At 60.1% G+C, this 22,125-nt stretch carries 22 protein-coding genes; 7 read left to right on the forward strand and 15 right to left on the reverse strand.

Annotated features, from left to right (window positions below; genetic code table 11):
• Positions 1–56: 56 nt before the first annotated feature.
• The 3 genes from E9536_RS34065 to E9536_RS34075 all read right to left on the reverse strand — a co-directional run bounded on the left by E9536_RS34065 (position 57) and on the right by E9536_RS34075 (position 2,551).
• Positions 57–929 (reverse strand): fumarylacetoacetate hydrolase family protein, encoded by an 873-nt coding sequence (locus E9536_RS34065; protein WP_011548514.1) that lies wholly within the window; start codon positions 927–929, stop codon positions 57–59.
• A 144-nt stretch (positions 930–1,073) separates the two neighbouring features.
• Entirely contained in the window at positions 1,074–1,844 is a 771-nt protein-coding gene (locus tag E9536_RS34070; RefSeq protein WP_011548515.1) for an SDR family oxidoreductase, read from the reverse strand.
• Positions 1,845–1,996: 152 nt separating this feature from the next.
• Positions 1,997–2,551 carry an OsmC family protein gene (locus E9536_RS34075; protein ID WP_011548516.1) on the reverse strand — a complete coding sequence of 185 codons (555 nt, stop codon included), beginning with the start codon at positions 2,549–2,551 and terminating at the stop codon, positions 1,997–1,999.
• 358 nt (positions 2,552–2,909) lie between these two features.
• Between E9536_RS34075 and E9536_RS34080 the strand changes: the two genes are divergently transcribed.
• The 6 genes from E9536_RS34080 to E9536_RS34105 all read left to right on the forward strand — a co-directional run bounded on the left by E9536_RS34080 (position 2,910) and on the right by E9536_RS34105 (position 7,815).
• Positions 2,910–3,473 carry a TetR/AcrR family transcriptional regulator gene (locus E9536_RS34080; protein ID WP_011548517.1) on the forward strand — a complete coding sequence of 188 codons (564 nt, stop codon included), beginning with the start codon at positions 2,910–2,912 and terminating at the stop codon, positions 3,471–3,473.
• Between the two features lie 126 nt (positions 3,474–3,599).
• Positions 3,600–3,941: a carboxymuconolactone decarboxylase family protein gene (locus E9536_RS34085; RefSeq protein ID WP_011548518.1), complete on the forward strand. Its 342-nt coding sequence runs from the start codon at positions 3,600–3,602 to the stop codon at positions 3,939–3,941.
• A gap of 69 nt (positions 3,942–4,010) precedes the next feature.
• Entirely contained in the window at positions 4,011–4,691 is a 681-nt protein-coding gene (locus E9536_RS34090) for a DsbA family oxidoreductase (RefSeq protein ID WP_011548519.1), read from the forward strand.
• 148 nt (positions 4,692–4,839) lie between these two features.
• The gene (locus tag E9536_RS34095; protein WP_011548520.1) at positions 4,840–5,949 is read left to right on the forward strand and encodes an alkene reductase; all 1,110 of its coding nucleotides are present in this window, start codon (positions 4,840–4,842) and stop codon (positions 5,947–5,949) included.
• A gap of 380 nt (positions 5,950–6,329) precedes the next feature.
• A complete protein-coding gene (locus tag E9536_RS34100) occupies positions 6,330–7,538 on the forward strand; it encodes a PatB family C-S lyase (RefSeq protein WP_011548521.1) in 1,209 nt (402 codons plus the stop codon).
• 58 nt (positions 7,539–7,596) lie between these two features.
• Positions 7,597–7,815: a 4-oxalocrotonate tautomerase family protein gene (locus tag E9536_RS34105; RefSeq protein ID WP_011548522.1), complete on the forward strand. Its 219-nt coding sequence runs from the start codon at positions 7,597–7,599 to the stop codon at positions 7,813–7,815.
• A gap of 86 nt (positions 7,816–7,901) precedes the next feature.
• Here E9536_RS34105 and E9536_RS34110 read toward each other — a convergent pair whose 3' ends face one another.
• From E9536_RS34110 to E9536_RS34155, 10 genes are all read right to left on the reverse strand, one after another.
• Positions 7,902–8,243 carry a hypothetical protein gene (locus E9536_RS34110; protein WP_011548523.1) on the reverse strand — a complete coding sequence of 114 codons (342 nt, stop codon included), beginning with the start codon at positions 8,241–8,243 and terminating at the stop codon, positions 7,902–7,904.
• Positions 8,244–8,251: 8 nt separating this feature from the next.
• A complete protein-coding gene (locus tag E9536_RS34115) occupies positions 8,252–8,764 on the reverse strand; it encodes a TniQ family protein (RefSeq protein ID WP_011548524.1) in 513 nt (170 codons plus the stop codon).
• Positions 8,757–9,626: a TniB family NTP-binding protein gene (locus E9536_RS34120; protein WP_034184986.1), complete on the reverse strand. Its 870-nt coding sequence runs from the start codon at positions 9,624–9,626 to the stop codon at positions 8,757–8,759. Before E9536_RS34120 ends, E9536_RS34115 begins: the two co-directional genes overlap by 8 nt.
• A gap of 9 nt (positions 9,627–9,635) precedes the next feature.
• Positions 9,636–11,252 carry a Mu transposase C-terminal domain-containing protein gene (locus E9536_RS34125; RefSeq protein ID WP_027791966.1) on the reverse strand — a complete coding sequence of 539 codons (1,617 nt, stop codon included), beginning with the start codon at positions 11,250–11,252 and terminating at the stop codon, positions 9,636–9,638.
• A 436-nt stretch (positions 11,253–11,688) separates the two neighbouring features.
• Complete coding sequence (locus tag E9536_RS34130; protein ID WP_226113947.1) at positions 11,689–12,195, reverse strand: flavin reductase; 507 nt, start codon at positions 12,193–12,195, stop codon at positions 11,689–11,691.
• 165 nt (positions 12,196–12,360) lie between these two features.
• The gene (locus E9536_RS34135) at positions 12,361–14,268 is read right to left on the reverse strand and encodes an AMP-binding protein (RefSeq protein WP_011548528.1); all 1,908 of its coding nucleotides are present in this window, start codon (positions 14,266–14,268) and stop codon (positions 12,361–12,363) included.
• Positions 14,265–15,053, reverse strand: coding sequence for an enoyl-CoA hydratase-related protein (locus E9536_RS34140; RefSeq protein WP_011548529.1), 789 nt, complete (start codon positions 15,051–15,053; stop codon positions 14,265–14,267). Before E9536_RS34140 ends, E9536_RS34135 begins: the two co-directional genes overlap by 4 nt.
• A 4-nt stretch (positions 15,054–15,057) precedes the next feature.
• A complete protein-coding gene (locus E9536_RS34145) occupies positions 15,058–16,212 on the reverse strand; it encodes an LLM class flavin-dependent oxidoreductase (RefSeq protein ID WP_011548530.1) in 1,155 nt (384 codons plus the stop codon).
• Between the two features lie 290 nt (positions 16,213–16,502).
• Positions 16,503–17,282, reverse strand: a complete 780-nt coding sequence (locus E9536_RS34150) for a creatininase family protein (protein ID WP_011548531.1) — start codon at positions 17,280–17,282, stop codon at positions 16,503–16,505.
• Between the two features lie 2 nt (positions 17,283–17,284).
• Positions 17,285–18,049 carry an enoyl-CoA hydratase/isomerase family protein gene (locus E9536_RS34155; protein WP_011548532.1) on the reverse strand — a complete coding sequence of 255 codons (765 nt, stop codon included), beginning with the start codon at positions 18,047–18,049 and terminating at the stop codon, positions 17,285–17,287.
• A 191-nt stretch (positions 18,050–18,240) separates the two neighbouring features.
• Between E9536_RS34155 and E9536_RS34160 the strand changes: the two genes are divergently transcribed.
• Positions 18,241–19,089, forward strand: a complete 849-nt coding sequence (locus tag E9536_RS34160) for a helix-turn-helix transcriptional regulator (RefSeq protein WP_014725461.1) — start codon at positions 18,241–18,243, stop codon at positions 19,087–19,089.
• A gap of 37 nt (positions 19,090–19,126) precedes the next feature.
• Here the strand turns inward: E9536_RS34160 and E9536_RS34165 are convergent, their stop codons facing one another.
• Both E9536_RS34165 and ribB read right to left on the reverse strand, forming a co-directional pair.
• The gene (locus tag E9536_RS34165; protein WP_011548534.1) at positions 19,127–20,764 is read right to left on the reverse strand and encodes an acyl-CoA synthetase; all 1,638 of its coding nucleotides are present in this window, start codon (positions 20,762–20,764) and stop codon (positions 19,127–19,129) included.
• A 201-nt stretch (positions 20,765–20,965) separates the two neighbouring features.
• Positions 20,966–22,114 carry a 3,4-dihydroxy-2-butanone-4-phosphate synthase gene (gene ribB / locus E9536_RS34170; protein WP_011548535.1) on the reverse strand — a complete coding sequence of 383 codons (1,149 nt, stop codon included), beginning with the start codon at positions 22,112–22,114 and terminating at the stop codon, positions 20,966–20,968.
• Positions 22,115–22,125 lie beyond the last annotated feature (11 nt).

The following is a 22,125-nucleotide window of genomic DNA, read 5'->3' on the forward strand; positions in this document are numbered from 1 at the left end:
TAGAGAACCTGCCTGACAACGCCTGCGAGCCGGGCGCAGAGCACCATGCGCGTAAGTCAAGCGTCGCGCCGGACCGTCCCCACGTACGCGACCGGGTTGCGCAACACGCCGAGCCGCTCGATCTCGACTTCGCACACGTCTCCGGCTTTCATCCAGAGCTGCGGTTCGCGCGCCATCCCGATACCGGCAGGCGTGCCCGTGACGATCACATCGCCGGCCTGCAGCGTCATCACGTCACTCAGCAGCACGACCAGCGTCTCGACATCGAAAATCATGTCCGACGTCGATGCCTCCTGCACGACCGCACCGTTCAAGCGCGTCTGGATCTTCAGCCCCTTGCAGCCGCGCGGCAGTTCGTCGGCCGTGACGAACCACGGCCCGAATGCCCCCGTCCCGTCGAAGTTCTTACCCATCGTCCATTGCGGCGTGCGGAACTGGTAATCACGCAGCGTGGCGTCGTTGAAAATCGAATAGCCGGCAACATGATCGAGCGCCCGCTCGCGCGCGATGCTGCGTCCGCCCTTGCCGATCACCGCCACTAGTTCGCCCTCGTAGTCGAGTTGGGACGATTGCGCCGGCAGCGCGATCGGGTCGCCATGGCCGATCAGGCTCGACGCAAACCGCGCGAACACGGTCGGATAGGCCTGCTTCGCAAACCCGGTCTCGGTCGAGTGGTCGAGGTAGTTCAATCCGACACAGACGATCTTGCCGGACCGTCCGAACGGCGGCAGCAAGCGCACCGCCTCGAGATCGACCGGCGCGCCGCGCGCGAGAAGCGCGCCCACTTCGGCAAGATCAGCGCCGTGCGCCAGCAGCGCATCCAGATCGCCCGGATAGGCGGTGTCCTCGGCGGTCAGCCCGAACCATCGCCCGCCGTGCTCCACCGCGATGCCGCGGTGCCCATCCGTTTTATAGACTGCAAATCGCATCGCACACTCCTTGCTCGCCGTCCATGAAGTCGCCGACTACGCCTTCAATGTCCTGTTGGAGCACCGCTGGAGGCAGCGGTAGCCCCTCCTTCATCACGTTTCCGTCGCCCATGTACTGCTAGCGCGCGTACATCCAAACAGCCATCATTTGCGCACGGCCATCACCCCCGCATCCACATTCCAGATGGCACCGGTTACCCACGAGGTCTTGTCTGAAAGAAGGAAGACGATCGTGTTTGCAACGTCTTCGGGCGTACCGACGCGTCCGAGCGGATGAAACGACTCGAGCGCTTTCATCGCACCGGCAATGTCTTCCTTCGCCATAAAGCCTTCATAAATCGACGTCTGTACGATCGCCGGCGAGACAGCATTCACTCGGATACCCGCATCGGCGAGTTCAATCGCGAGATTGCGCGTGAGCGCGTGCAGACCTGCTTTTGCCATGGAATACGCCGATGCCGCGGAGTCGCCCAGCGCTGCCTGGGCTCCGATCGACCCGACGTTCACGATAGCGCCTTGGAGCTTCGCAGCGAGCATGTTCCTGACCACGTCCCGCGTAATGAAGAAAGTGGCACGATTGAGCGACAGGTACATGTCGTAATCAGATTCTTCGTGGTCGATGAAGGCCTTCGGAGCAAAGATGCCCGCAGAATTCACCAGAAGCGAGATATCTTTGTGATTCGCGTTGATCTCCGAGCGGATGGCGTTCATGCCTTCCTCGGTCATGAGGTTCGCCGCAATCACGGAGACCGGACCGAGCCCGCTCAGTTCGGCACGGACCGCTTCAGCTTTGTCTTTCCTGTTTCCCGTCAAGACGACGCTACCGCCGCTTTTCAGCACTTGTTTGGCCGTTGCGAGCCCGATACCGCTGGTGCCACCGACGACAAGAAGTTTCTTACCGGAAAAATCATTCATTTTGGCTTCCTTAATTTAAATGTCTGGATCAGTTCCGCATGCGCGGCCGCGCCAACGCGGACATTACTCGTCTTGCCGCGTCCATGAATCAGCTCGCCTCGCGGAGAACGCAGAACGCAGAACGCGGCCGGTATCGCAAGTACCTCCGCTGGTTAGCCTTCGCGGACTTCGAGAGTCGAGACCATGCGGATCGCCTTCGAGAAATTCGCGAGGTTGACCGAAGTTTTCGTCACGACCTGGTGCAACTCCTCGACACGCTCGCGCGAAGCGTCCGTGTGCAGGCGAACGACATAGCTCACTTCGTCGTATCCCGGGTTCACGCTCTCGTCGAGCCCGAGGAAACCGCGCAAGTCCAGCTCACCATCGGTCTCGATTTCCAGACTGTGGACAGTGATGCCCATCGCGGCGGCGTTGACCACGTATCCGACCGTCAAACAAGCGTTGAGCGCGGCCATGAGCAGCTCTTGCGGATTAGGCGCGCTATTCGTGCCCAAAAGCTGGGTGGGTTCGTCCGCTGCGATTTCGAAATGCCGCTGGTGAGTCACCCCGCCCAGCTCATAGTGGCTGACAGTCGCCACGGAACGCGTCTGGTGTTCCCATTTCGTCTTGACGTTGAAGCGCGCGTTTCGCTTCGTGGGGTCCGTGGCGACTTCTTGCGCGAATTGCTGCAAAGCCGGCACATCGATTCCGTTCGGGTGGGTAGTCATCTGCTGGTCCTCCTAGGAGCGCTCTCGCGCAGGGAAAAGTTCAAACACGCGGCAAGCCTACCATCTAGTTGGTAGCTTCACAAGGGCATTTCTCGTCCTTGTAGTCGTGACGCTCCTTCGAGATTGATCGGACGAATTTGCCGCTCTGCCCGCTCAATGAAAAAATGCACGAGGTCGGTTAGTGCAATTGGGGACACGTTCCTCCACCATCTGCTTGCGGGGCGTCCCTGCAAGGTTGGCCCGCTGCGAAGACGAGATGCGCCGTCATGCTTGACAAAAAACCAACTAGTAGGTAGACTCCGCTTGCAGTGATTCGCTGGGTTCGTTCAATTGAAGATGGCAGTGTGCCGGAGGATGCATGGCAGTAGGTACGCGCGACGCGTTGGTTCAAGCTGCAGAAGGCCTGATGCGCTCGAGGGGTTATGCCGCCTTCAGTTATGCGGATCTGGCCGAAACCGTTGGCATCCGGAAGGCAAGCATTCACCATCACTTCCCGACGAAGGAAGATCTGGGCGTTGCGATTGTGGAAGCCTATGTCGCGAGAGTGGTGGAAGCGTTCGAGCGAATCGACCGCGAGAATGAGGACTTCTGGGGCCGCTTGAACGGATTTTTCGATACCTTTCGCGCCAGCAGTGATGGAAGCCTGCTCCCGCTCTGCGGTGCGCTTGCCGCCGAGATGGCTGCTTTGCCGCCCGAACTGCAGAAGCTCACGCACCGGTTTTTCGAGCTGCAACTGCGCTGGCTGACCAGGGTCATCGACAAGGGCATCAGCGACGGCGAGATCGCCGCCGGTGTGGGGAGCTGCCAGAAGGCGTATCAGGTATTGAGCGTTCTAGAGGGAGCCAGCTTTGTCGAGTGGGCCATGAAGAACGGCGAAACGCTCGACCGCGGCATCATTCGACTCATCGTCTCCGCAGCATAAAAAGGGGATCGCTTCCCCAAACGATTCATCGTTGCACCCAGCGCCAGAGCCGTTTTCCGCGTGAACATGGCTCTTTTATTTGAGTATTTACCCTACCAACTAGTTGGTTGTTATTTGGAGAAAACCATGGAAAACTGGACTGAAACAATCGGCGCCGTCACCCGTCGCGTGCATGAACTCGCACGGTACACCCCGGACACGCTCAAAGGCGTTGGTTTGCTCGGTGCCGCCGGCGCCAAGACAAATCATCTCGACGCAAAGACGCGAGAGCTGATTGCGTTGGCAGTCGCTGTCACAACACGCTGCGACGGCTGCATCGCTTTTCACGCGGCAGAAGCCAACAAGCTCGGTGTGACGAAGGAAGAAGTCGCAGAAGCACTTGGTGTCGCCATCAATCTCAATGCCGGCGCCGCTGTGGTCTATAGCACTCATGTCCTCGACGCGCTGGACCATCTCGGTCGCGAGTAAATGTCCTACCCGGCGCTACCGCTGCGAGCGGAGCGCCACGAGGCAGCAATTTCTAGCTGAGGATGAAACATGAAGCGGGTCAATGTAGAAGTGTGGTCGGACTTTGTCTGCCCCTGGTGCTGGATCGCAAAACGACGCCTGGAAAAAGCGATAGAAGGCGTGACGCAGCACGTCGACGTGGTCGTGACACACAAGTCCTACCGTCTTGCGCGAGGCATGGTTCCGACCGGCTTTACAGACGCGCTTTATGCCAAGTTCGGAAACGCGACAGCAGCGCAAAGAATGATGGATGCGGTGTGCTCGGCCGGAGCCCAGGAAGGTCTGAACTACCGATTCGAGACCATGCGCTTTGGCGATACGAGCGACGCGCACCTACTCGTCAAAAGTGTCCAAACGTCCGAAGACAAACAACGGATGATCGAAGCGATCTACCGGGCCGCGACGACCGACGGGATTGACATCTTCGATAGAGCCGCGCTCATCGACCTTGCGAAGAGCATCGGCATTTCTGCTGCGTCGCTCTCCTTCGACGATCGCGAGATGGTGTCCGAAATCGCGCGAGATGAAGCAGAGGCAAATCGAATCGCAAATGGCGTTCCGCTGTTTGTCTTCAACAACCGAACGTACCTCTCAGGCGCACGTGAAGTTGCCGTGTTCGAAAAAGCGTTGTTCGACTCCGCCGAGAACGTACCGGACGAAAGCGAAGACACCGGAGGCATGAGCTGCAGCATTGACGGGTGCGCTCACTAGGCAGCCCCCCATTCACAAGGTATCGATTCTTTCCGGACTGACCGAAATGCGCGTGAAGCAGATTCCCGGCTGTTAGATAGCCATCCGTTTCATTTCGCATTTAACCCGACACTCACCAGCGCCCTGGCGCACCTACATTTTGAGCAACATGATGAGTAAATTGTTTACGCCCTACGATCTCTCCGGGACGCAGCTCGCCAACCGCGTCGTCATGGCACCGATGACGCGCACGCGTACGCCCGATAACATTCCCAACGATCTCACCGCGCTCTACTACGCGCAGCGTGCTTCCGCCGGCTTGATCATCACCGAAGGTCTTCCGGTGTCCGAAGAGGGCCGAGGCTATCTGTATACGCCGGGTCTGTACACCGACGAGCAGACGGAAGGATGGCGGAAGGTCACCGACGCCGTGCACAAAAAGGGCGGCAAAATCTTTGCCCAGCTCTGGCACGTTGGCCGGCTGTCCCACGTTTCCATCCAGCCTGGCAATGCGGCTCCGGTGTCGTCGGGCGAAGTGCCGGCGACCACGACCATGGTCTACGCGTGGGTAGAACCCGGCAAGGAGGGCCCGGTCCTCCCGAGTGTGCCGCGTGCGCTGACCACGGACGAAGTGCAACGTGTCACTCAGGACTTCGTTGCATCCGCGCGTCGGGCGATGGACGCAGGCTTCGACGGCGTAGAAGTGATGGCGGCCAATGCCTTCCTGTTCGACCAGTTCCTGAGCAGCGCGCTGAACACCCGCACCGACCAATATGGCGGTTCCATCGCTAATCGTCAGCGCTTTTTGCTGGAGACGATCGACGCCCTGGCAGACGCCATTGGCGGTGAAAAGGTGGGCGTGCGGGTCTCGCCGTTCGGGCGCATCTACGATATGGAGGCCTTCGAAGGGGAAGCGGATGCGTGGGCGAGCATGGCCTCGGCCTTGAACGAACGGAAGCTGGCGTTCGTACACCTGAACTATCAGACGACCATTTCTGCAGCAGGTACTCCGAATGGCTTTGGTGCGGCCTTTCGCAAGGCCTACCAAGGCACGCTGATCGGCGCCGGCGGCTTCACGCAGGAGCTCGCCGAAGCCGAACTGGCGAAGGGAGAACTTGACCTGATCGCGTTCGGCACGGCCTTCATTTCCAATCCCGATTTGGTGGAGCGGATGAAGAACGGTTGGCCGCTCACGGAGCCCGATCGGTCGACCTTCTATGGCGTCATTGGTGCCAAGGGCTACACCGATTATCCGACTTTCGAGCAGGAAACCGCGTAATCGGACTGAAATGCCGACGCATCATTCCGGTCCCCGACATGAACGCGAGATGAGGTACGGCGGGCTCGGACTGCTTGCATGGGAAGTCTCCGAATCAACTTTTCCAAGTCGTTCGAAGTGCTTCCCATCGGCATTTAATAGCATCAGAAGATCTGGCGAAACTTGGCCGGCCGACCGTGATCCGGACCGGCCGAGGCGTCGCCTCAGGTTGCATGCCACATTCAGACTCCCCATCGACGTCAATGCAGGCCTTCGAAACTGTTGCGCGTCATGGGACCGAAAGGTCAAGCGGATATGCCGTCGTCCGTCGGTGCGATAGACCAACAGCTGCATCGCGCGAGGCTCGTTGAATGCTTGATTTCGTACATGGAGAATCCAGTATGGGCTATAACTTTGATCGCTCGATCTCCCGCCGCAACACAAATGCAATGGCGGAGGAAGGTTTCGCGAATTATCTGTTCGGAGCGGATGCACCTGCACTTGCACTCGAGATGCCGAGAGAAGAGCTGATATCGATGTGGGTCGCCGACATGCAATTCGCCGCCCCCGATGCCGCCATCGATGCCATTACCGAGCGCCTCAAACATCCCATCTTCGGCTACACGGCGGACCTGGACGAGCAGCTCTATCAGGCTTTCCACTCCTGGTGTGCGCAACGATACAGCTGGCATTTCGCTCGCGAGGAAATGCAGGTCTCACTCGGCGTCATACCAGCCCTCTTCGCACTCGTAGAATATGTGTGCCGCCCCGGCGACAAAGTGCTTAGTCTGACGCCGGCCTATGGATACTTCAAACACGCGGCGCTTCAGCGCGATCGCGAATTCGTGACGTCACGCATGCTCGCATCCGACGACGGCAAGTACTCGATCGACTTTGAGGACTTCGAAGCGAAAGTTAGCGATCCGGCGGTGAAGCTCTTTTTCCTCTGCCACCCTCACAATCCGACCGGCCGGATCTGGACAAGCGACGAGCTGCGCCGAATGGGTGAACTCTGCATCGCAAACGGTGTGAAGATTGTTTCTGACGAGATCCATTGCGACTTGCTAAGAACCGGAAATGCACACACGCCGTTGGCGAAGTTGTTCCCGGGTAGCCCAGACATCATCACGTGCATGGCCGTTAGCAAGACGTTCAATCTGGCAGGAATGATGATCGCGACCGTCATCATCCCGGATCCGGAATTGCGCTCAGAATGGAAACGGCGCCACTACCCGTTCGTGAACCCGCTCAGTCTCGCCGCCGCCATCGGTGCGTACCGCGATGGCGCTCCGTGGTTGGATGCGCTGCGGCTGTATCTGGACGAGAACTTCGCCCTGACTCAACACTTTCTGAGCGATCACTTGCCAAAAGCAAAATTTCGCGTTCCGGAAGCGACTTATCTGGCGTGGATCGACCTACGGACCTATTTCGACGATTCAGTCAACCTCACGCGTTTCTTTCTTGAAAAATCAGGCGTCGTTCTGGAAGGCGGAGAGATGTTCGTCGAGAACGGCGACCGCAGAGTGCGACTCAATCTTGCGTGTCCGCGGGCGCAGCTTCGGCTGTCCCTCGAACGAATCCGAGATGCAATTGTGAAGCAATACCATTGAATCAAGCCGACGTAAGGCAAGACAGCAGCATCAATTCAAACGAACCAAAGGAACACTTATGCCGCTCATTAACGTAAAAGTCATCGAAGGCGTTTTCTCCGCAGCCGACAAGGAAAAGATCATTTCTACCCTTACCGACGCCATGGTGTCGATCGAGGGCGAAAGCATGCGGCCCGTTACCTGGGTTATCGTTGAGGAAGTAAAGAGCGGTGACTGGGGCATTGCCGGCAACGCACTAACAACCGAGAGGGTTAAGGCACTGGCCGCAGGCCAGTAACTGGCTGGCCCTGAACGGGCTCCAGCGGCAGTGAAGCGACCATCGCTTATGCCGTTGGAGCCCTTTTTCATTGCTTCCACGGCATGCTACCTAAAACGCGCAGCCAGCGCGATTGATCGAGTGGGCCAGGTCACCGCTCCGAATTTCAACAGCCGCCCAGTGCGAAAGTGAGCATGACGACAAGAGGCGCCTGAGATCACAATAACCAATCCGCCGATCTTTGCGGCGGCTTGCGCGTCAAACGGCAGCGGCAGGTCGGGCGTGATCGTCATGCGGGCTTGCTGCGTGATTTTCGCCTCGGTCGCTACACCACCACCGAGGGCGGTCCACCGGAATTTGAATCCGATGCGCAAGCCGGGCACGGCCAGCTCGTGTAGCAGTTCACAATCAATGCTAGCCGTGCCCAAAGTAGTGCTAGCAATGTTCACTAATACTGCTAGCGTAGTGTTTTGCTCAGCCTAAGCGGTGGGCATCGATAACGTGATATCGCCCGCAGCGCGGCGTCGAAATTCGGAGCTCTGGCGAAAATCGATTGCGGAACAGTCTCGAGCAGGCTGTGGTGCACCCGGCAGTAGTCGGCTGACGGATCGAGCCACTCCCTCTTCCACCGTGATGCAGTGACATCGGCGTCGTTCAGAACAAGACATCTGAAGCAATACACCAAGTACTTCTGGTCGAAGACCCACTCATGCGGCGTCTGGATCATGCTCAGAATGCCATCGTTGAGCCGCGCTACGCGAGATAGACGGCTCAGAGTTGCGGATGGAACTGGGGGAAAGAGGATCCAGCCGGCCTTGGTCAGGCTAGGCATCGCTACGCCTGTGCCCGATTCCCAGATCAGGTCTACGCTCGTCTGATACCGCGCCGCGATTCGACCCAACCAGCTACCAAACGCCTCTTCCAGGAAGGGGCGAGGTGCGATGGGCCACGGCCGGTGGGTGTCAGACATACGCGCGGGCAACTCGTTCTAGGTGAGCGATATCGATGCACTCGTCACCGTTCCTGATCGCCAACTCTGCTGCTTCGTTGAGGATCGTAGATATGGCGCCAGTCAGCCCTCCGCTTATCTCGAGAACGAGCTGGACAATCTCACGTCGCGACAGATTCGATGGTTTTCGTAGCGGCAAGACTTTCTCGAACGCAGCCATGAGCCTGCGAAGACTTTCACTTTCCCTCCACCTTGGGATCTCGAATGGTCTGTAGCGGCTGATCATCTGTGAATCGGTCTGAAGCCCTAGAACGGCATCGCGCGTACCGACAAGGACCATGCTAATCTGCAGGTCGTTGGCTAGGTATTTTAGAAGGTTCAAAGAGGCGCGTTGCTCACGGTAGGTTCCGGCGAGCAGGTGATGGACCTCGTCTACGATTAGCATCTGCGGCGACATCCGCCGCAAGATGTCGCGAGCGAGCCGCTCGAGTGTGGCAAGCCCTGCAGCGGGGTTATGTGGCGCACCGAGCTCAAAGAGCAAGGCGGCGTAAAAGCGGTGCTGATCGGGGGTGGGAGGCATCTGTACGCTCACGACCGGACACCGCTCTACCCCGGTTCTCTCGTCGAACTCGCTGGGGTGCGCTCGCCTGAACTTGGCCGTTATCTTGGTTTTCCCGATGTTCGAGTCGCCGTGCAGCAGAAGACACGGCATGCGCTCACGTCTCGGCGTGTCATAGAGCCGCTGCAGTAGCTGTAAGGCTTCAGTCGCTCGGGGATAGTCGATCCACCGGTCACGTAGCAGACTCTTTATGCGATCCTCTTTTCCGAGTAGGACCTGATCTCTTGCTGCGGGTAGCAGATGCGCGAAATCATCTTGCTTCATGCTGGCCCCCTACCACTGTTCAACGTCATACGCGGTAACTGGTGCGTCGTAGTTTACCTGCTCGACCTGCCGCTGTTCAGTGAGTGAGAGATCTTCGATGCTGCTCTTCGGAACCAAACCGCCAGCTTGACGTGCCATGCGGCGTCGCGCTCGAGTAGCCCGCTGGGAAGTGACGACCAGTTGTCGCTGCTGCTCAACAGTCTCGAATATCTCCCTCTCCGATACTGCCCGTTGTCCCCTAGCCCGGATAGCTCGCAAAGCTGCTCGCTGTTCGAACAGCGAGATGGGAGGCCGACGCAAGTCCGCGTATCGCACTTCAACGAAACTGCCTCTGCCAGCGCTTACGAAGATGCGCGAGAGGTCTTCTGGGTGATAGCGGACCGTCACGGACCGGCGTGTTTCCCGCCATGCCGCGAACAAGGGATGCCAATAGCGGATCAGGAAGAGCTTGAGGCCGTCCCGCTGAATGGTCCGGGATGCGACTGGCAGGAACCGGATCAGAAACTTCAGTTCGGCATCCGGTTGAGCTGGCAAGCATCGTGAATCCGCTGCTCGCCATGTTTCCTGCCACTTTTGCGCGGGCTGAAGTCCCAACAAACCGCGGTGGGGGCCGCAGTGATAACGCCTACCGATCTCGACAGCCAGCCACTGCTCGAACTGCTTCAACGTAAGCGAAGCTGTCTTTTCGGCCTGGCGCGCCTTGCGCCCTTTGACTGACGATCCAGTCGAACCAGGGAGGCCACGTACGCGCTCCATCAAGGTCCTGTTCAGCCGCTCGATGTGGCCACCAAAGTGCGGCTTGCCCACCGGTCGGTACATCAGTTCAATGCCGTACTCGCGGCATCCACTGCGAAGGGCACGGCTTTTGAATTCGGCCGCGTTATCAAGATGCAGCGTTCGAGGGATACCGCGCATCGGCCAGTCAGCCTCAACGCCTAGTCTTTCGAGCCACGGCTCTTTGCGCAGAACTACGCGCGAGAGGAGCAAGCTTACCGTCGCAGCCCCCGGCCTCTCCATTGCGACATAAAAGCCAAGCACACATCTCGTAGCAACGTCGAGAGCCACAGACAGCCACGGTCGACCGATAATCTGTCCGTCCAGTTCGCTAACGAGCAGGATGTCCGCTTGCGTGTGATCAACCTGCACGATATCTAACGGATGTCGGACCTGGAATGTGCCAGGGGCAACTGCAGCGTTCGGGAGCGCAGCTCGTGCCAAAGCATCCTGCTCGCGATAGGAGAGCCACCGTCGAGCAATTGTTGACCTGCTTGGAGGCGATAGACCTGCAACGCTGCAGCGACGTTTCACCTCAAGTACAAGATCAGTTGCAGGATGCGCAAGGTGTCGCTGATCAGGGAGCCATTCGTGCACGGCCTCGTCGATGACGCATTCGACGGCGGCGTCCAGTCTGCCCCCGGTCGCCCTACCCGGCTGCCTTGGCTCTAATGTGCTGGCGACCGGATCTGCGAGGAAACGTCGACGCAGGCGATATACGGTGGTGCAGTGAACGCCTAATAGCTGTGCTGCTCGTTCAGCCTGCTGTCGGGAAAGCACGCCGTTGCCAAGCGGTCGAAGCACGGACGCAATCTTCGCTGCTCGAGCGGCCCGCTCTTCGATCGAAGCCATATGGATCCCTATCAATCCACGCGACACGTGCGCTAGCAGTATTAAAGAACACGTGCAACGTGCTAGCAACGTTAGTGAACATTGGCCAAGTTTCCGTTGCAGAAACGCAACGGCTAAGCAGCCGCCAGAAAGCTTCAAAAAGTCCCTGTTCGCCGAGGCTTCTTTGAGAATTTCCGCTAGCAACGTTTCTGAACACGGCTAGCGCTAATAATGAACGCCTACACCAGGTCATCGCTCTACATCGGAAGACCGGCTATTTGTATAACGCCGGGGCAGCCCACCATCGACTTCCATCGTCCCGGTGTAGCTCTCGTCCTTTGCTGACTACGCCACCGCAAACGCACCCATCAGCAGTATCGGCGGACACTGTCAGCAGAAACTTCGAACGGCAACAATCGGCCTGGCCTTGTGGTCGCTGGGGAACGGCCGCGCCGTGTCACGCATGCTGCTGCGGCAGCCGATGATAAGCGCGCCCGTGATAGACGAGGCCCGTACACGCGGAGCCGAGATGTAGCGCCTGCACGGCGCAGAAAAAGACCGTATGTGTGCCGATGTCGATGCTCCGGTCCACCGTGCAGTCGAGACTCGCGGCCGCTGTGGCCAGCACCGGCGCACCCGTGACGAGACGGATCCACTCGCCGTACGTGAAGCGCTCGGTCATCTGGACATCGCCCTTGCCCGCGAAGATCGGTGCAAGCATCTCGTGCTCATGGGAAAGAACGTTGACGCAGATGATGCCCGCCTTGCTGAAGTGTCCATATTGACGGCTGGACCGGTCTATGCAAACGAGCACCGTAGCAGGATCGTCGGTGACGGAGCACACCGCGGACACCGTCATGCCGACATCGCCGGAAGGTGTCGTGGTGGTGATGATATTCACCGCTGCGCCGATACGGGACATGGCTTCGCGGAAGGTCGTGCGGTCGGGGGAAAGTGCTATCACGGCGGTACCTCTCTCGGTGGACGGAACGGCGGTGCGGCTTCGTGGCGGCGCGCCACGGGTCCTTGCATGAAGCATGCGTGGTGAAGTACCCGTGGCGTTGCACCGTTCATCACCCACGCCGCACCGTCGACGGGTTCTCGTGGCCAATTGCGCTGCCGGCGATTCCTATTGCCGGTGAACGGACGCTGCTGTCCCTGAACCGACGAGCTGCTCCTTGATCAACTGCTCTTCGGCATCGTCGTAAAGGCCGGCAATAATGTGCGCGTAGCGTGCCATCAATGCCTTGCGGCGTTTCTTGCGCGTGGCGGTCATCACGCCGTTTTCCGGTGTGAGTTCCTCGGGGAATATCCTGAACGCCTTGATCTGCTCCGCGCGCGCCAACCTCGCATTTGCCTTTTCCACTTCTTCACGGATCAGGTCGATAACGGGCTGCGAACTGGCCAGATCGGCGTACTGCGTGACCGACGGGTCGTGCGTCCTGGCCCAGTCCATGGCGAGCGTGCCGTCGACTTCGATCAACGCCGTCAGATACTTGCGCCCTTCGCCGATCACGAGTGCCTCGGTAATGTACGGACTCTGGCGCAGTTCGTTTTCGACCTGCACCGGGCTGATCGATTTGCCGGCGGCCGTATTGATGAGCTCCTTCTTTCGATCGATCAGCTTGTACGACCCGTCCGCGCCGACGTCGACGATATCGCCGGTGTACAGCCAGCCGTCCCGCAGCGCGGCCTTCGTTTCGGCTTCCTTGTTCCAGTAGCCGATGAACAGCCCCGGCCCCCGAACGATCATTTCGCCGTCCGGCAACACGCGGGTTTCCCAGGCGGGGTCGTCGAGCGGGACGCCGGAGTTGCCGGGCCTCGACCAGTCGGTCACCTGCGCGAGGTTGCCGCCGACCATCTCCGTTTGCCCGTAATTCTCTTTCAGGTTGACGCCCCACAACTGAAACAGCGTGACGACCTCGGGCGGCACCGGAGCGGAGGCCGTGTACGGATAGCGCAAATCGTCGAAGCCGATTCTGGCCAGCAACGGCTTGAACACGTGCTCACGGCAGATGGCGTAGAGCTGTTCCTTGAACGGGTCGCCCGTGCCTGCATCCTGGCGATCGGCCAGCACTTCCCGCGCGATGCCGAGCGCGAGCGTGTAGTTTCTCCGCTCGGCTTCGCTGCTGCCGTTCACGTGGTTGATGATCTGGGTCGCGAACTTCTGATAGAAGCGCGGCGGCGCCATATAGGACGTCGGTCTGACTTCCTGAATGCACTTCGCGAAATCGGCCGACACGTCGACGAAGTAAGGTACCGTCTTCGCGATCAACGGCAGCGTCGTCGCCTGAATGCGCGCGACCGTGTGCGAAAGCGGCAGATGGATCACCATGCGCTGCGGTTCGGACAATATCGCCGGACAGAAGGTCGGCCACGTGAACGCGCCCGCGAGCATCGACACGTGCGTCAGCATCGCGCCTTTCGGCGCCCCCGTGGTTCCCGAGGTGTAACCCAGGCTCACCAGGTCCGTCGGCCGCGCAAGCTCTGACTGCTCACGCAGATAAGCGACTTCGTCGCCGTCAAAATGCGACGCGAACTCGGCGAGTGAAACGACATTCATGCCGGTTTCGTCAGGCGAGCGCTTCCAGTCCGGATCGAGCACCACGATCTTGAGGAGCCGGCTGGACGTATCGGCCGCTTTCATGACCCGAAGCTGTTCGGCACTTCCGGCAAAAGCGAGTGTCGCCCCTGAATCCTCCAGGTAGTAGCGCACCTCTTCGACCGACGCGGTGAAATAGACGCCTACCGTCACCGCGCCCGAGCAGATCGTCGCCATGTCGGCAATCAGCCACTCCTGCGATACGTCGCCCATGATGGCAATCCGATCGCCTCGTGCGACACCGGCCGCGCCGAGGGCTGCGGATACGGAACAGACTGCGTTCGCATAGCCCTTCCAGGTGGTGGGCACCCACGCTCCGGCACGCCTCTGAAAGAACGCGTTTGCGTCGGCGTCGTTCTTCACGCGCTCGATCAGCAAGGCCGGAATGGTGGTGGTCGCGAATTGATTGCCGGAAGTCCACGGTGCCGCGCTCATTTCCAGTTGTCTCCAAAGCGCTTGCGCCTTTCGGTAAACGAAGCCACCGCTTCGCGGCGCTCGGGGGAATTGAACGTGATCGTCTCCAGAGCGATCGACGTGTCGAGAAGCAGATGGGCATTCTGCTTGACGAGCTTGTTGACGCAGTACTTCGTCCAGACGATCGCGTCGCGCGGGCCGCTCGCGAGCAGTTCCGCGTAATCGATCGCCGCCTCCAGCAGCTTGTCGCTTTCGACGATCTTGTTGATCATCCCCATCGTCAGCGCTTCCTCCGCGCTGACGAAGTCGCCCGTCATCAGATAGTGCCGCGCGCGGACCGGCCCGAGCAGAAGCGGCCAGATCACCGCACCGCCGTCGCCCGCGACGACACCGGCATTGACGTGCGTATCGGCGAACCGTGCGGTCGGGCTCGCATAAATCATGTCGCAGAACAGCGCGAGCGTCGCGCCCAGGCCCACGGCCACGCCATTGACCGCCGCCACGATCGGCACCTCGACCTCCAGCATGTTTCTTATGAGGTGACGGCCACCACGCGTCGCCGACGGGATATTGCCGTTGTCGATCGACTTCTGGTCGCCGCCCGAGCAGAACCCGCGACCGGCGCCGGTCAACACGATCGCCTTGACCGCTTTGTCGTGATCCAGCTCGACGAATACCCGTTCGAGTTCGTCGTGCATGTCCCAATTGATGGCGTTCAGGATTTCCGGGCGATTCATCGTAACGATCGCGACACCGGAGGACCGTTGTTCGACATTCAGATACTGATAGCGCGAAGACGTATTCATAGGTTCATCCTTGACTTTGCTTCGGGTTGGCGGCCTGCGGACGCATGGCGCGAATCTTCTCGAGCAACTCGTCGGTCGGGCGGACGATATTGTTGCGATCGTTGAAATGCGGAATCACGTAACGGCCCACCATGTCGATCGTCGACATGATCTGCTCGTGCGGCACCGAGTCGATATGCAGCAGCACCTCGTCGATTCCGAGCTTCTCGTATTGCTCCAACTGACGGATGACGGTATCGGGGCTTCCGCACACCGTGGTGGCGGATTCGTTCAGCAGGTAGTCCCAATCTTCGGCGGCGCGCTGCATCGCGGGCACGCTTTCGGCCATGTATGCGTAGTTGTCGGCGAGTTTGGCGAGCCGCGGATACGCATCGGTCGAGATGCGCGCATAGTTCATGATCGCGCCGGCGTAAATGTCCTTCGCTTCCTGGTCGGTCTTGCCGATACCGATGAAGATCGGCATGCCGGCGCGCGGCTTGTGCAACGGCCCGGTCTCATCGCGCTTCCAGCTGTTCCAGTAGGTGTCCAGCAGCCCCTTCTGTTTCTCCCATCCCTGATAAATCGCATGGCTCATCACCGCGAGACCTTCCGAGCCGGCCCAGGCATGGCTGTTCGCACTGGTGGCTGCAACGCCGAGGACGGGATACGGTTTTTGCAACGGCTTCGGCACGAGCGACCGGGGCGGCACCTGGTAATACTTTCCCTCGAAGGTGAACACGTCCTCACGCATCGCTTTGCGCAACAGCGCCATGCCCTCTTCCATTTGCGGCAGGGTTTCCTCCGGCGATACGTTGAACGCGCGCATTGCGATCGTCGTGTTCGCGCGCCCGCAATACATCTCCATCCGGCCTTCGGAGAGGATGTCGGTGGCCGCCAGCCGTTCCGCGGTACGCAGCGCGTGATTGATGGCCTTCGGCATCAGCGCCACGGCAGGACGCAGCTTGATTCGCGAAGTGACGGCCGCGAGATAACCGAACACCACTTCAGGCGCCGAACTCGACACGCCGCCAAGCGCAAAGTGCTGCTCCGACAACGCAACAAAGTCGAAACCCATTTGCTCGGCGAAGCGCGCTTCGCGAACCAGCTCGCGAAGCCTGTTCGAGTAGCTATGCCCGACCTGCGTCTCCTGCTCGGACCAAAAACCGAATTTCAATGGCATTTTCTTTTCCTTGACAGTCGTAATTCGAAAATTCACGGCGCGCGCGAACGGCTGCCGAGGTTCGGGCAGTGTCACGCCGCCAACCAATTAACATCGTCGTTTAACTTGATTTAGAAACAGCCCATCCAGATTGGATAGCGATACTCATCCATCCGGATGCCTTTTCTGCCTTGATGTCTCTTTTGTTTCCGTGAATAAATATTGCCGCACATCCCGCAGCATTTTTTATTCTTTTCATGCCGCAACCTTGCCGATACCGGCAGATCATGCTGCCGGCTCTCCGTCTTTTTCTAGGTCGACGATTCGGCCGCAAATGCCGACGCGAGAAGCCTCGCGGTCGCACGCAAACAGGCCTCGCCGATCTCGCGTGACGATCCTCGCGCATCGCCCAGCACGCCGTTTCGGGAGATCGACGCCACGCCTTCCTTCCACATCCGGTTCAATTGCTCGGTCGTCATGGCGCCCACGTGGCCGGCCGTGAGTCGAGCGAGTCGCACACTGTCCGGATCAAGGTGGATCATCAGGGAGGTTTCGGCGATGTCTGCGTGTCCGCCCACGGATTCCGGATCGCCGCCGGCTTCCTCGACGGCCAGTCGCCATTCGCGCAGCCACGCCTGATGATCCGTATAGGCAAGCACCTGGACGTCTGGCCCGACGGCCTGTCGCAATTCCGGCAACATCGCATGAAGGGCATTGAAGTTACCGACATGCGCCGAGAACAGATAGATGCACTTGAATCCATGTGCCGCGAGGCTCACGCAGTAATCGTGGCAGAGCGCGGCATACGTGTGCTCCTGCAACGAGATCGTGCCCGGGAAGGCCATGTGGTGCTTCGAGCATCCCACTCGTATCGTCGGCGCGATCAGGGTTCGCCCCAGCAACGTGGCGATTTCCACGGCCAGCGCGTCAGCATGATCGGCATCCATGCTCAGCGGCAGATGGGGGCCGTGCTGCTCGATTGCGCCGCAAGGAATGATGACGCGATCGAACTGCGTGGCCAATGCGGCCGCCACGCCCTCATACGTCATGCGCGCAAGATGCAGCGTTTCCGGCAGTTTGAGATTGCTCACGATCAGGCCTTCTTATTGCGGTTCAGAAATCTGGATCTTGCGTCCGCGGTCCGCGCGTTGCCGAGATATCCACGCAGGTCATCGAGCGTCATCTGCAGCAGAGCTTCGTCGTTCATCCGTGGACTCTCGCGCAGCGTTCGCTTGATGGCGGCGAACAGCTGGCGATCTTTGGCGCAAAGCGCGCGGCATTTGGCCAGCGCGTCTCTCAGCGTTTCATCGTGCGCGGAGATCGCGTCCACCGCGCCTATCGCCAACGCTTCTCCGGCCGTGATCAGTTCACCGGAGAAAAGCAGCGAACGCGCGGCACGCCGACCCAGCAGGGCCGCTGCGTGGCGCATGCCTTTTGCCGCGGGCAACAGGCCGTGATTGATCTCGGGAAATCCTAGCCGGGATTCAGCGGACGCGACGACGTAGTCCGCATGCAGCGCCATTTCGAATCCGGCACCCACTGCATAGCCGTTGACCGCGCACACGAGCGGGCTCGGATACTGCTCGAGTTGCGCCAGGAACGCGTGGAACGCTTCCATGCGCGACAGGGCGAGCTCATGGTCCGCCACTTCATTGATATCGCCGCCGGCACAAAAGAACTTCTCTCCCGCCCCGGTGAACACGATGCCGGGTGGCACGTCGTGTCGAGCGAAGTCGCGGAAGACGGACATCAATGCGGTGATGAGCGGTTCGTTCAGTGCGTTCGCCGGCGGCCGGTCGATCGTCAGTTGCACGACGTCCGCGTCGATCCGTGTGCAAATCAATTCGTCGGTTTTCATACCTGATGTCTCGTGAATTTACATCGAGTCAGTGTAGGTCCGACGGGGCCAAATTTAATTTTGATTTGCCGGCGCCATCGTTGATTCGGCGGATTAAAATCGCGTCAGTCGGATGGCCCACCGTATGTTGCACCGAGGGCGGCGATACATGAATTCACCGAGGCCAGGCAGGCGCAGAAAGCGAGTGAACCGTGGAACCCAACAATCCTGAAATCGGCATGTCCGCTTCGCGAGCCATGACAGACCCGGTGAAGATCAACTATCAGCCGTTCGATCCGGACTCCGTCGATTTGCCGGTCATTTCCGTTCTCCTGGAGACGAGCGGAAAAGAGGATGAGCTGCCGATGCACGTTCATCGCAAGGGGCAATTGGTCGTCGCATTGAGCGGGTCGGTCATGTGCCGATCGCCGAGCGGATGGTGGATCGTCCCGCCCAACGGCGCGGTGTGGATTCCGGGCGGCATTCCGCACAGCAATCATGCTTCCGATTTCGCCAAGCTGTACGTCATCTTCATTCCGCCCGACGAGGCCGGCCTGCCCACCGACTGCCGCAGCTTTACGATCACGCCGCTCATCCGCGAGTTGATCCGTTCACTGGCCAGGTTTCCGCCCGACTATCCGAAGGACGGCCCGGTGGGCCGGCTCGCCAGAGTGCTGCTGGATCAGCTCGCGCTGCTGGCGCCCGACGACGTCTTTCTCCCGATCTCCGACAATCCCCGGCTTCAACAGATCGCTTCGGCGTTGCTCGACAACCCCGCCGACCGCAGCACGATCGCGGAATGGGGGCGCCGATATGCGATGAGCGAACGTACGCTCGCGCGGCTGGTACGCAGCGAAACCGGCATGACCTTCGGGCGCTGGCGCGAGCGTCTGCATATCATCATTGCGCTTCAGCGATTGTCGGCAGGCGCGTCGGTTCACGCAGTGGCGCTCGAGCTCGGCTATGAAGGTCCGAACTCGTTCATCACCATGTTCAAGAAGACCATGGGACAAAGTCCCGGCAAGTTTCGCGTGGACCAGAAGGAGGCGTCCTCGCGCTGATCGAAACGCGGCGGCTGGCGCTACGCCGCCGCCCCTTTCACAGCTGGCGCGCCCGCTCCCTCAAGTGGAACTTCTGGATCTTGCCGGTCGCTGTCTTCGGCAGCGGCGAGAACACGATGGTCTTGGGCACCTTGAAATGTGCCAGCCGCTCGCGGCAAAACGCGATGATGTCCGCTTCGGTCACCGCCGAATCGTCTTTGAGCGCGATGAAAGCACAAGGTGTCTCGCCCCACTTGTCGTCGGGACGCGCGACGATTGCCGCCTCCAGAACGGCGGGATGGGAATACAGTATGTCCTCGATCTCGATCGACGAAATGTTTTCGCCTCCCGAGATGATGATGTCCTTCGAGCGATCCTTGATTTCCAGGTAGCCATCGGGATGCCATACCGCGAGATCGCCCGTGTGAAACCACCCGCCGGAAAATGCCTCCACGGTGGCGTCCGAATTCTTCAGGTAGCCCTTCATCACGTTGTTGCCGCGCAGAAATACCTCGCCGAGCGTTTGCCCGTCTTTTGGAACAGGCTCCAGCGTATCGGGGCTGGCTACCATCACTGCCTCGAGAGCGGGGCCGCGCACTCCCTGGCGGGCCTTGAGCCGCGCTTTCGCATCGAGATCGAGTGCATTCCACGAGTCGCGCCACACGCATTGCACGACCGGCCCATAGGACTCGGTCAACCCGTAGGCGTGCGTCACGTCCCAGCCCATGCGCTCCATGCCGGCGATCACCGAAGCGGGCGGCGGCGCACCGCCGGTCATGACCTTGACTCCATGACGGATGCCGGCTTTCAGCTCCGGCGCGGCGTTATTGATCATGTTCAACACTACGGACGCCGCACAAAAATGCGTGACCGCCTCGGTGCGGATGGCGGCGAGAATCCGCTCGGCCCGCGTATGGCGCAGAAAAACACTGGTGCCGGCCACCAACGCCATGGTCCACGGAAAGCACCAGCCATTGCAGTGAAACATCGGCAAGGTCCATAGATAGGTCGTGTCCTCGTCCAGATGCCACGATAGTGCGTTCGATACTGCGTTCAGATATGCGCCGCGATGGTGATACACGACGCCCTTGGGATTGCCCGTCGTGCCGGATGTGTAGTTCAGCGATATGGCCTGCCATTCGTCTTCCGGCATCGCGACAGAAAATTCTGTGTGCGCGGCCTCCTGCAGCAACGCCTCGTAGTCTTTTTCGCCGAGCAGATCGCCTTCTCCGAACTGTGGGTCGTCGATGTCGATGACCTGAATGGCGCGGCCGAGCCGTGCCAGGGCCTTCTTCACCGTCGAGGAGAATTCGCGGTCGGTGATCAGCAGCTTCGCGTCGCCGTGGCCGAGAATGAACGCGATCGTGTCGGCATCGAGCCGTGTGTTGATGGTGTTCAGGACAGCGCCGCAAAGCGGTACACCGAAATGTGCCTCGAACAGTTCGGGCGTATTGGCCGCGATCATCGCCACCGTATCGCCGTTGCCGATGCCGCGCCCGCGCAGCGCGCCGGCGAGCATCCGGCACCGCCGGTAGGTTTCGGCCCAGTCGCGGCGTATCGTGCCGTGCACGATGGCCGTGCGCTCCGGCCAGACGGACGCGGCGCGTTCGAGAAACGTCAGCGGCGACAAGGCAATGAAGTTCGCCGGGTCGCGCTCGAGTCCGATCGTATAGGGATTTTCCGCCGTCGTTTTCATGCGGGCCGCCCCGCGGCCACGGCGCTCGCGCGCGCGCCGACGATGTCGGGGTTTTCTGCGTGTCTCATCTCTCCTCCAGTTGCTTTTATGGTCACGAAACGCCCTGCGATGAGCGTCACGACTTCATCCGGAACAACGCTCCCGCGATCGGAACGGGACGACCCGATTTCTGCATCGGCACGGCGGCGCGACCGGATGGCGTCAAACTTCCTGATCGTCGTGAATTCGCTCTATTTTTCTCTGCTCGACCATGTTCAAACCGTAGCCCTCCAGGCCCACGATCGTTCTTTCATGATTGGAGAGCAGGATCATGTTCTTCACGCCGAGTTCGGTGAGAATTTGCGCGCCTATTCCGTAATCGCGCAGTTCCGGCTCGGCAGGCTTGGGATGCATCATGGCACGCACCCGCTCGGACACGGCCGTCGGGCGGGATTCGCGGATCACCACGATGACGCCGCGATTCTCGTTCTCCAGCAAACGCGCCGCGCCGCGCAGGGACGCGAGGTGGTGACCGCCGATGACGTCGTTCATGGTATCCATCGCATGCATGCGCACGAGAACGGGGTCGGCGCCCCGTAGATCGCCCATGACGAAGGCGATATGCTCGACCTGATCGATCCGGTTCCGGTAGACCACGATCCGCCAATGCCGTCCATTCGGCTCGGTGAAGCTCCCGTGTTCAACGGCCTCGACGAGCCGTTCCGTTCGTCGGCGATACGCGATGAGATCGGCGATCGTGCCCAGCTTCAGCTGATGCCGCCGTGAAAAGGCGATGAGGTCCGGCAGCCTCGCCATGGTGCCGTCGTCGTTCATGATTTCGCAGATCGCACCGGCCGGTGCGAGCCCGGCCAGCCGGGCGATATCTACCGCCGCCTCGGTGTGGCCCGCGCGCACGAGCGTGCCGCCGTCGCGCGCCATGAGCGGAAAGACGTGTCCGGGAGAAACGAGCTCGTCTCGCCCCGTTTCCGGATTGATCGCCAGCGAAATCGTGCGGGAGCGGTCGGCCGCCGAGATGCCGGTGCTCACACCGTCACGCGCCTCGATCGACACCGTGAAGGCCGTCTCGTGCCGCGAACCGTTGATTCGGCTCATCAAATGCAAACCCAGCGATTCGCAGCGCGAGCGAGTCATCGCGAGACAGATCAAGCCGCGCGCATGCGTCGCCATGAAGTTGACGGCGTCGGGCGTGGCGAATTGCGCGGGAATGACGAGGTCGCCTTCGTTCTCACGGTCCTCGTCGTCGACCAGAATGAACATCCGCCCGGCGCGCGCTTCTTCGATAATCTCCAACGCCGTTGCGATGTCGGCGCGCGAATCTGCCGGCCGGCCGGCGGACATTGCGTTACTCATGAGAGCACCTT

This window comes from Burkholderia sp. LS-044 (assembly GCF_004803625.1).
GTDB lineage: Bacteria > Pseudomonadota > Gammaproteobacteria > Burkholderiales > Burkholderiaceae > Burkholderia > Burkholderia cepacia.

What these genes read in the sequence shown, in the direction of transcription:
- E9536_RS34065 (WP_011548514.1), bottom strand. Translation starts at nt 929, where the DNA reads ATGCGATTTGCAGTCTATAAAACGGATGGGCACCGCGGCATCGCGGTG.
- E9536_RS34070 (WP_011548515.1), bottom strand. Translation starts at nt 1,844, where the DNA reads ATGAATGATTTTTCCGGTAAGAAACTTCTTGTCGTCGGTGGCACCAGC.
- E9536_RS34075 (WP_011548516.1), bottom strand. Translation starts at nt 2,551, where the DNA reads ATGACTACCCACCCGAACGGAATCGATGTGCCGGCTTTGCAGCAATTC.
- E9536_RS34080 (WP_011548517.1), top strand. Translation starts at nt 2,910, where the DNA reads ATGGCAGTAGGTACGCGCGACGCGTTGGTTCAAGCTGCAGAAGGCCTG.
- E9536_RS34085 (WP_011548518.1), top strand. Translation starts at nt 3,600, where the DNA reads ATGGAAAACTGGACTGAAACAATCGGCGCCGTCACCCGTCGCGTGCAT.
- E9536_RS34090 (WP_011548519.1), top strand. Translation starts at nt 4,011, where the DNA reads ATGAAGCGGGTCAATGTAGAAGTGTGGTCGGACTTTGTCTGCCCCTGG.
- E9536_RS34095 (WP_011548520.1), top strand. Translation starts at nt 4,840, where the DNA reads ATGATGAGTAAATTGTTTACGCCCTACGATCTCTCCGGGACGCAGCTC.
- E9536_RS34100 (WP_011548521.1), top strand. Translation starts at nt 6,330, where the DNA reads ATGGGCTATAACTTTGATCGCTCGATCTCCCGCCGCAACACAAATGCA.
- E9536_RS34105 (WP_011548522.1), top strand. Translation starts at nt 7,597, where the DNA reads ATGCCGCTCATTAACGTAAAAGTCATCGAAGGCGTTTTCTCCGCAGCC.
- E9536_RS34115 (WP_011548524.1), bottom strand. Translation starts at nt 8,764, where the DNA reads ATGTCTGACACCCACCGGCCGTGGCCCATCGCACCTCGCCCCTTCCTG.
- E9536_RS34120 (WP_034184986.1), bottom strand. Translation starts at nt 9,626, where the DNA reads ATGAAGCAAGATGATTTCGCGCATCTGCTACCCGCAGCAAGAGATCAG.
- E9536_RS34125 (WP_027791966.1), bottom strand. Translation starts at nt 11,252, where the DNA reads ATGGCTTCGATCGAAGAGCGGGCCGCTCGAGCAGCGAAGATTGCGTCC.
- E9536_RS34135 (WP_011548528.1), bottom strand. Translation starts at nt 14,268, where the DNA reads ATGAGCGCGGCACCGTGGACTTCCGGCAATCAATTCGCGACCACCACC.
- E9536_RS34140 (WP_011548529.1), bottom strand. Translation starts at nt 15,053, where the DNA reads ATGAATACGTCTTCGCGCTATCAGTATCTGAATGTCGAACAACGGTCC.
- E9536_RS34145 (WP_011548530.1), bottom strand. Translation starts at nt 16,212, where the DNA reads ATGCCATTGAAATTCGGTTTTTGGTCCGAGCAGGAGACGCAGGTCGGG.
- E9536_RS34155 (WP_011548532.1), bottom strand. Translation starts at nt 18,049, where the DNA reads ATGAAAACCGACGAATTGATTTGCACACGGATCGACGCGGACGTCGTG.
- E9536_RS34165 (WP_011548534.1), bottom strand. Translation starts at nt 20,764, where the DNA reads ATGAAAACGACGGCGGAAAATCCCTATACGATCGGACTCGAGCGCGAC.
- ribB (WP_011548535.1), bottom strand. Translation starts at nt 22,114, where the DNA reads ATGAGTAACGCAATGTCCGCCGGCCGGCCGGCAGATTCGCGCGCCGAC.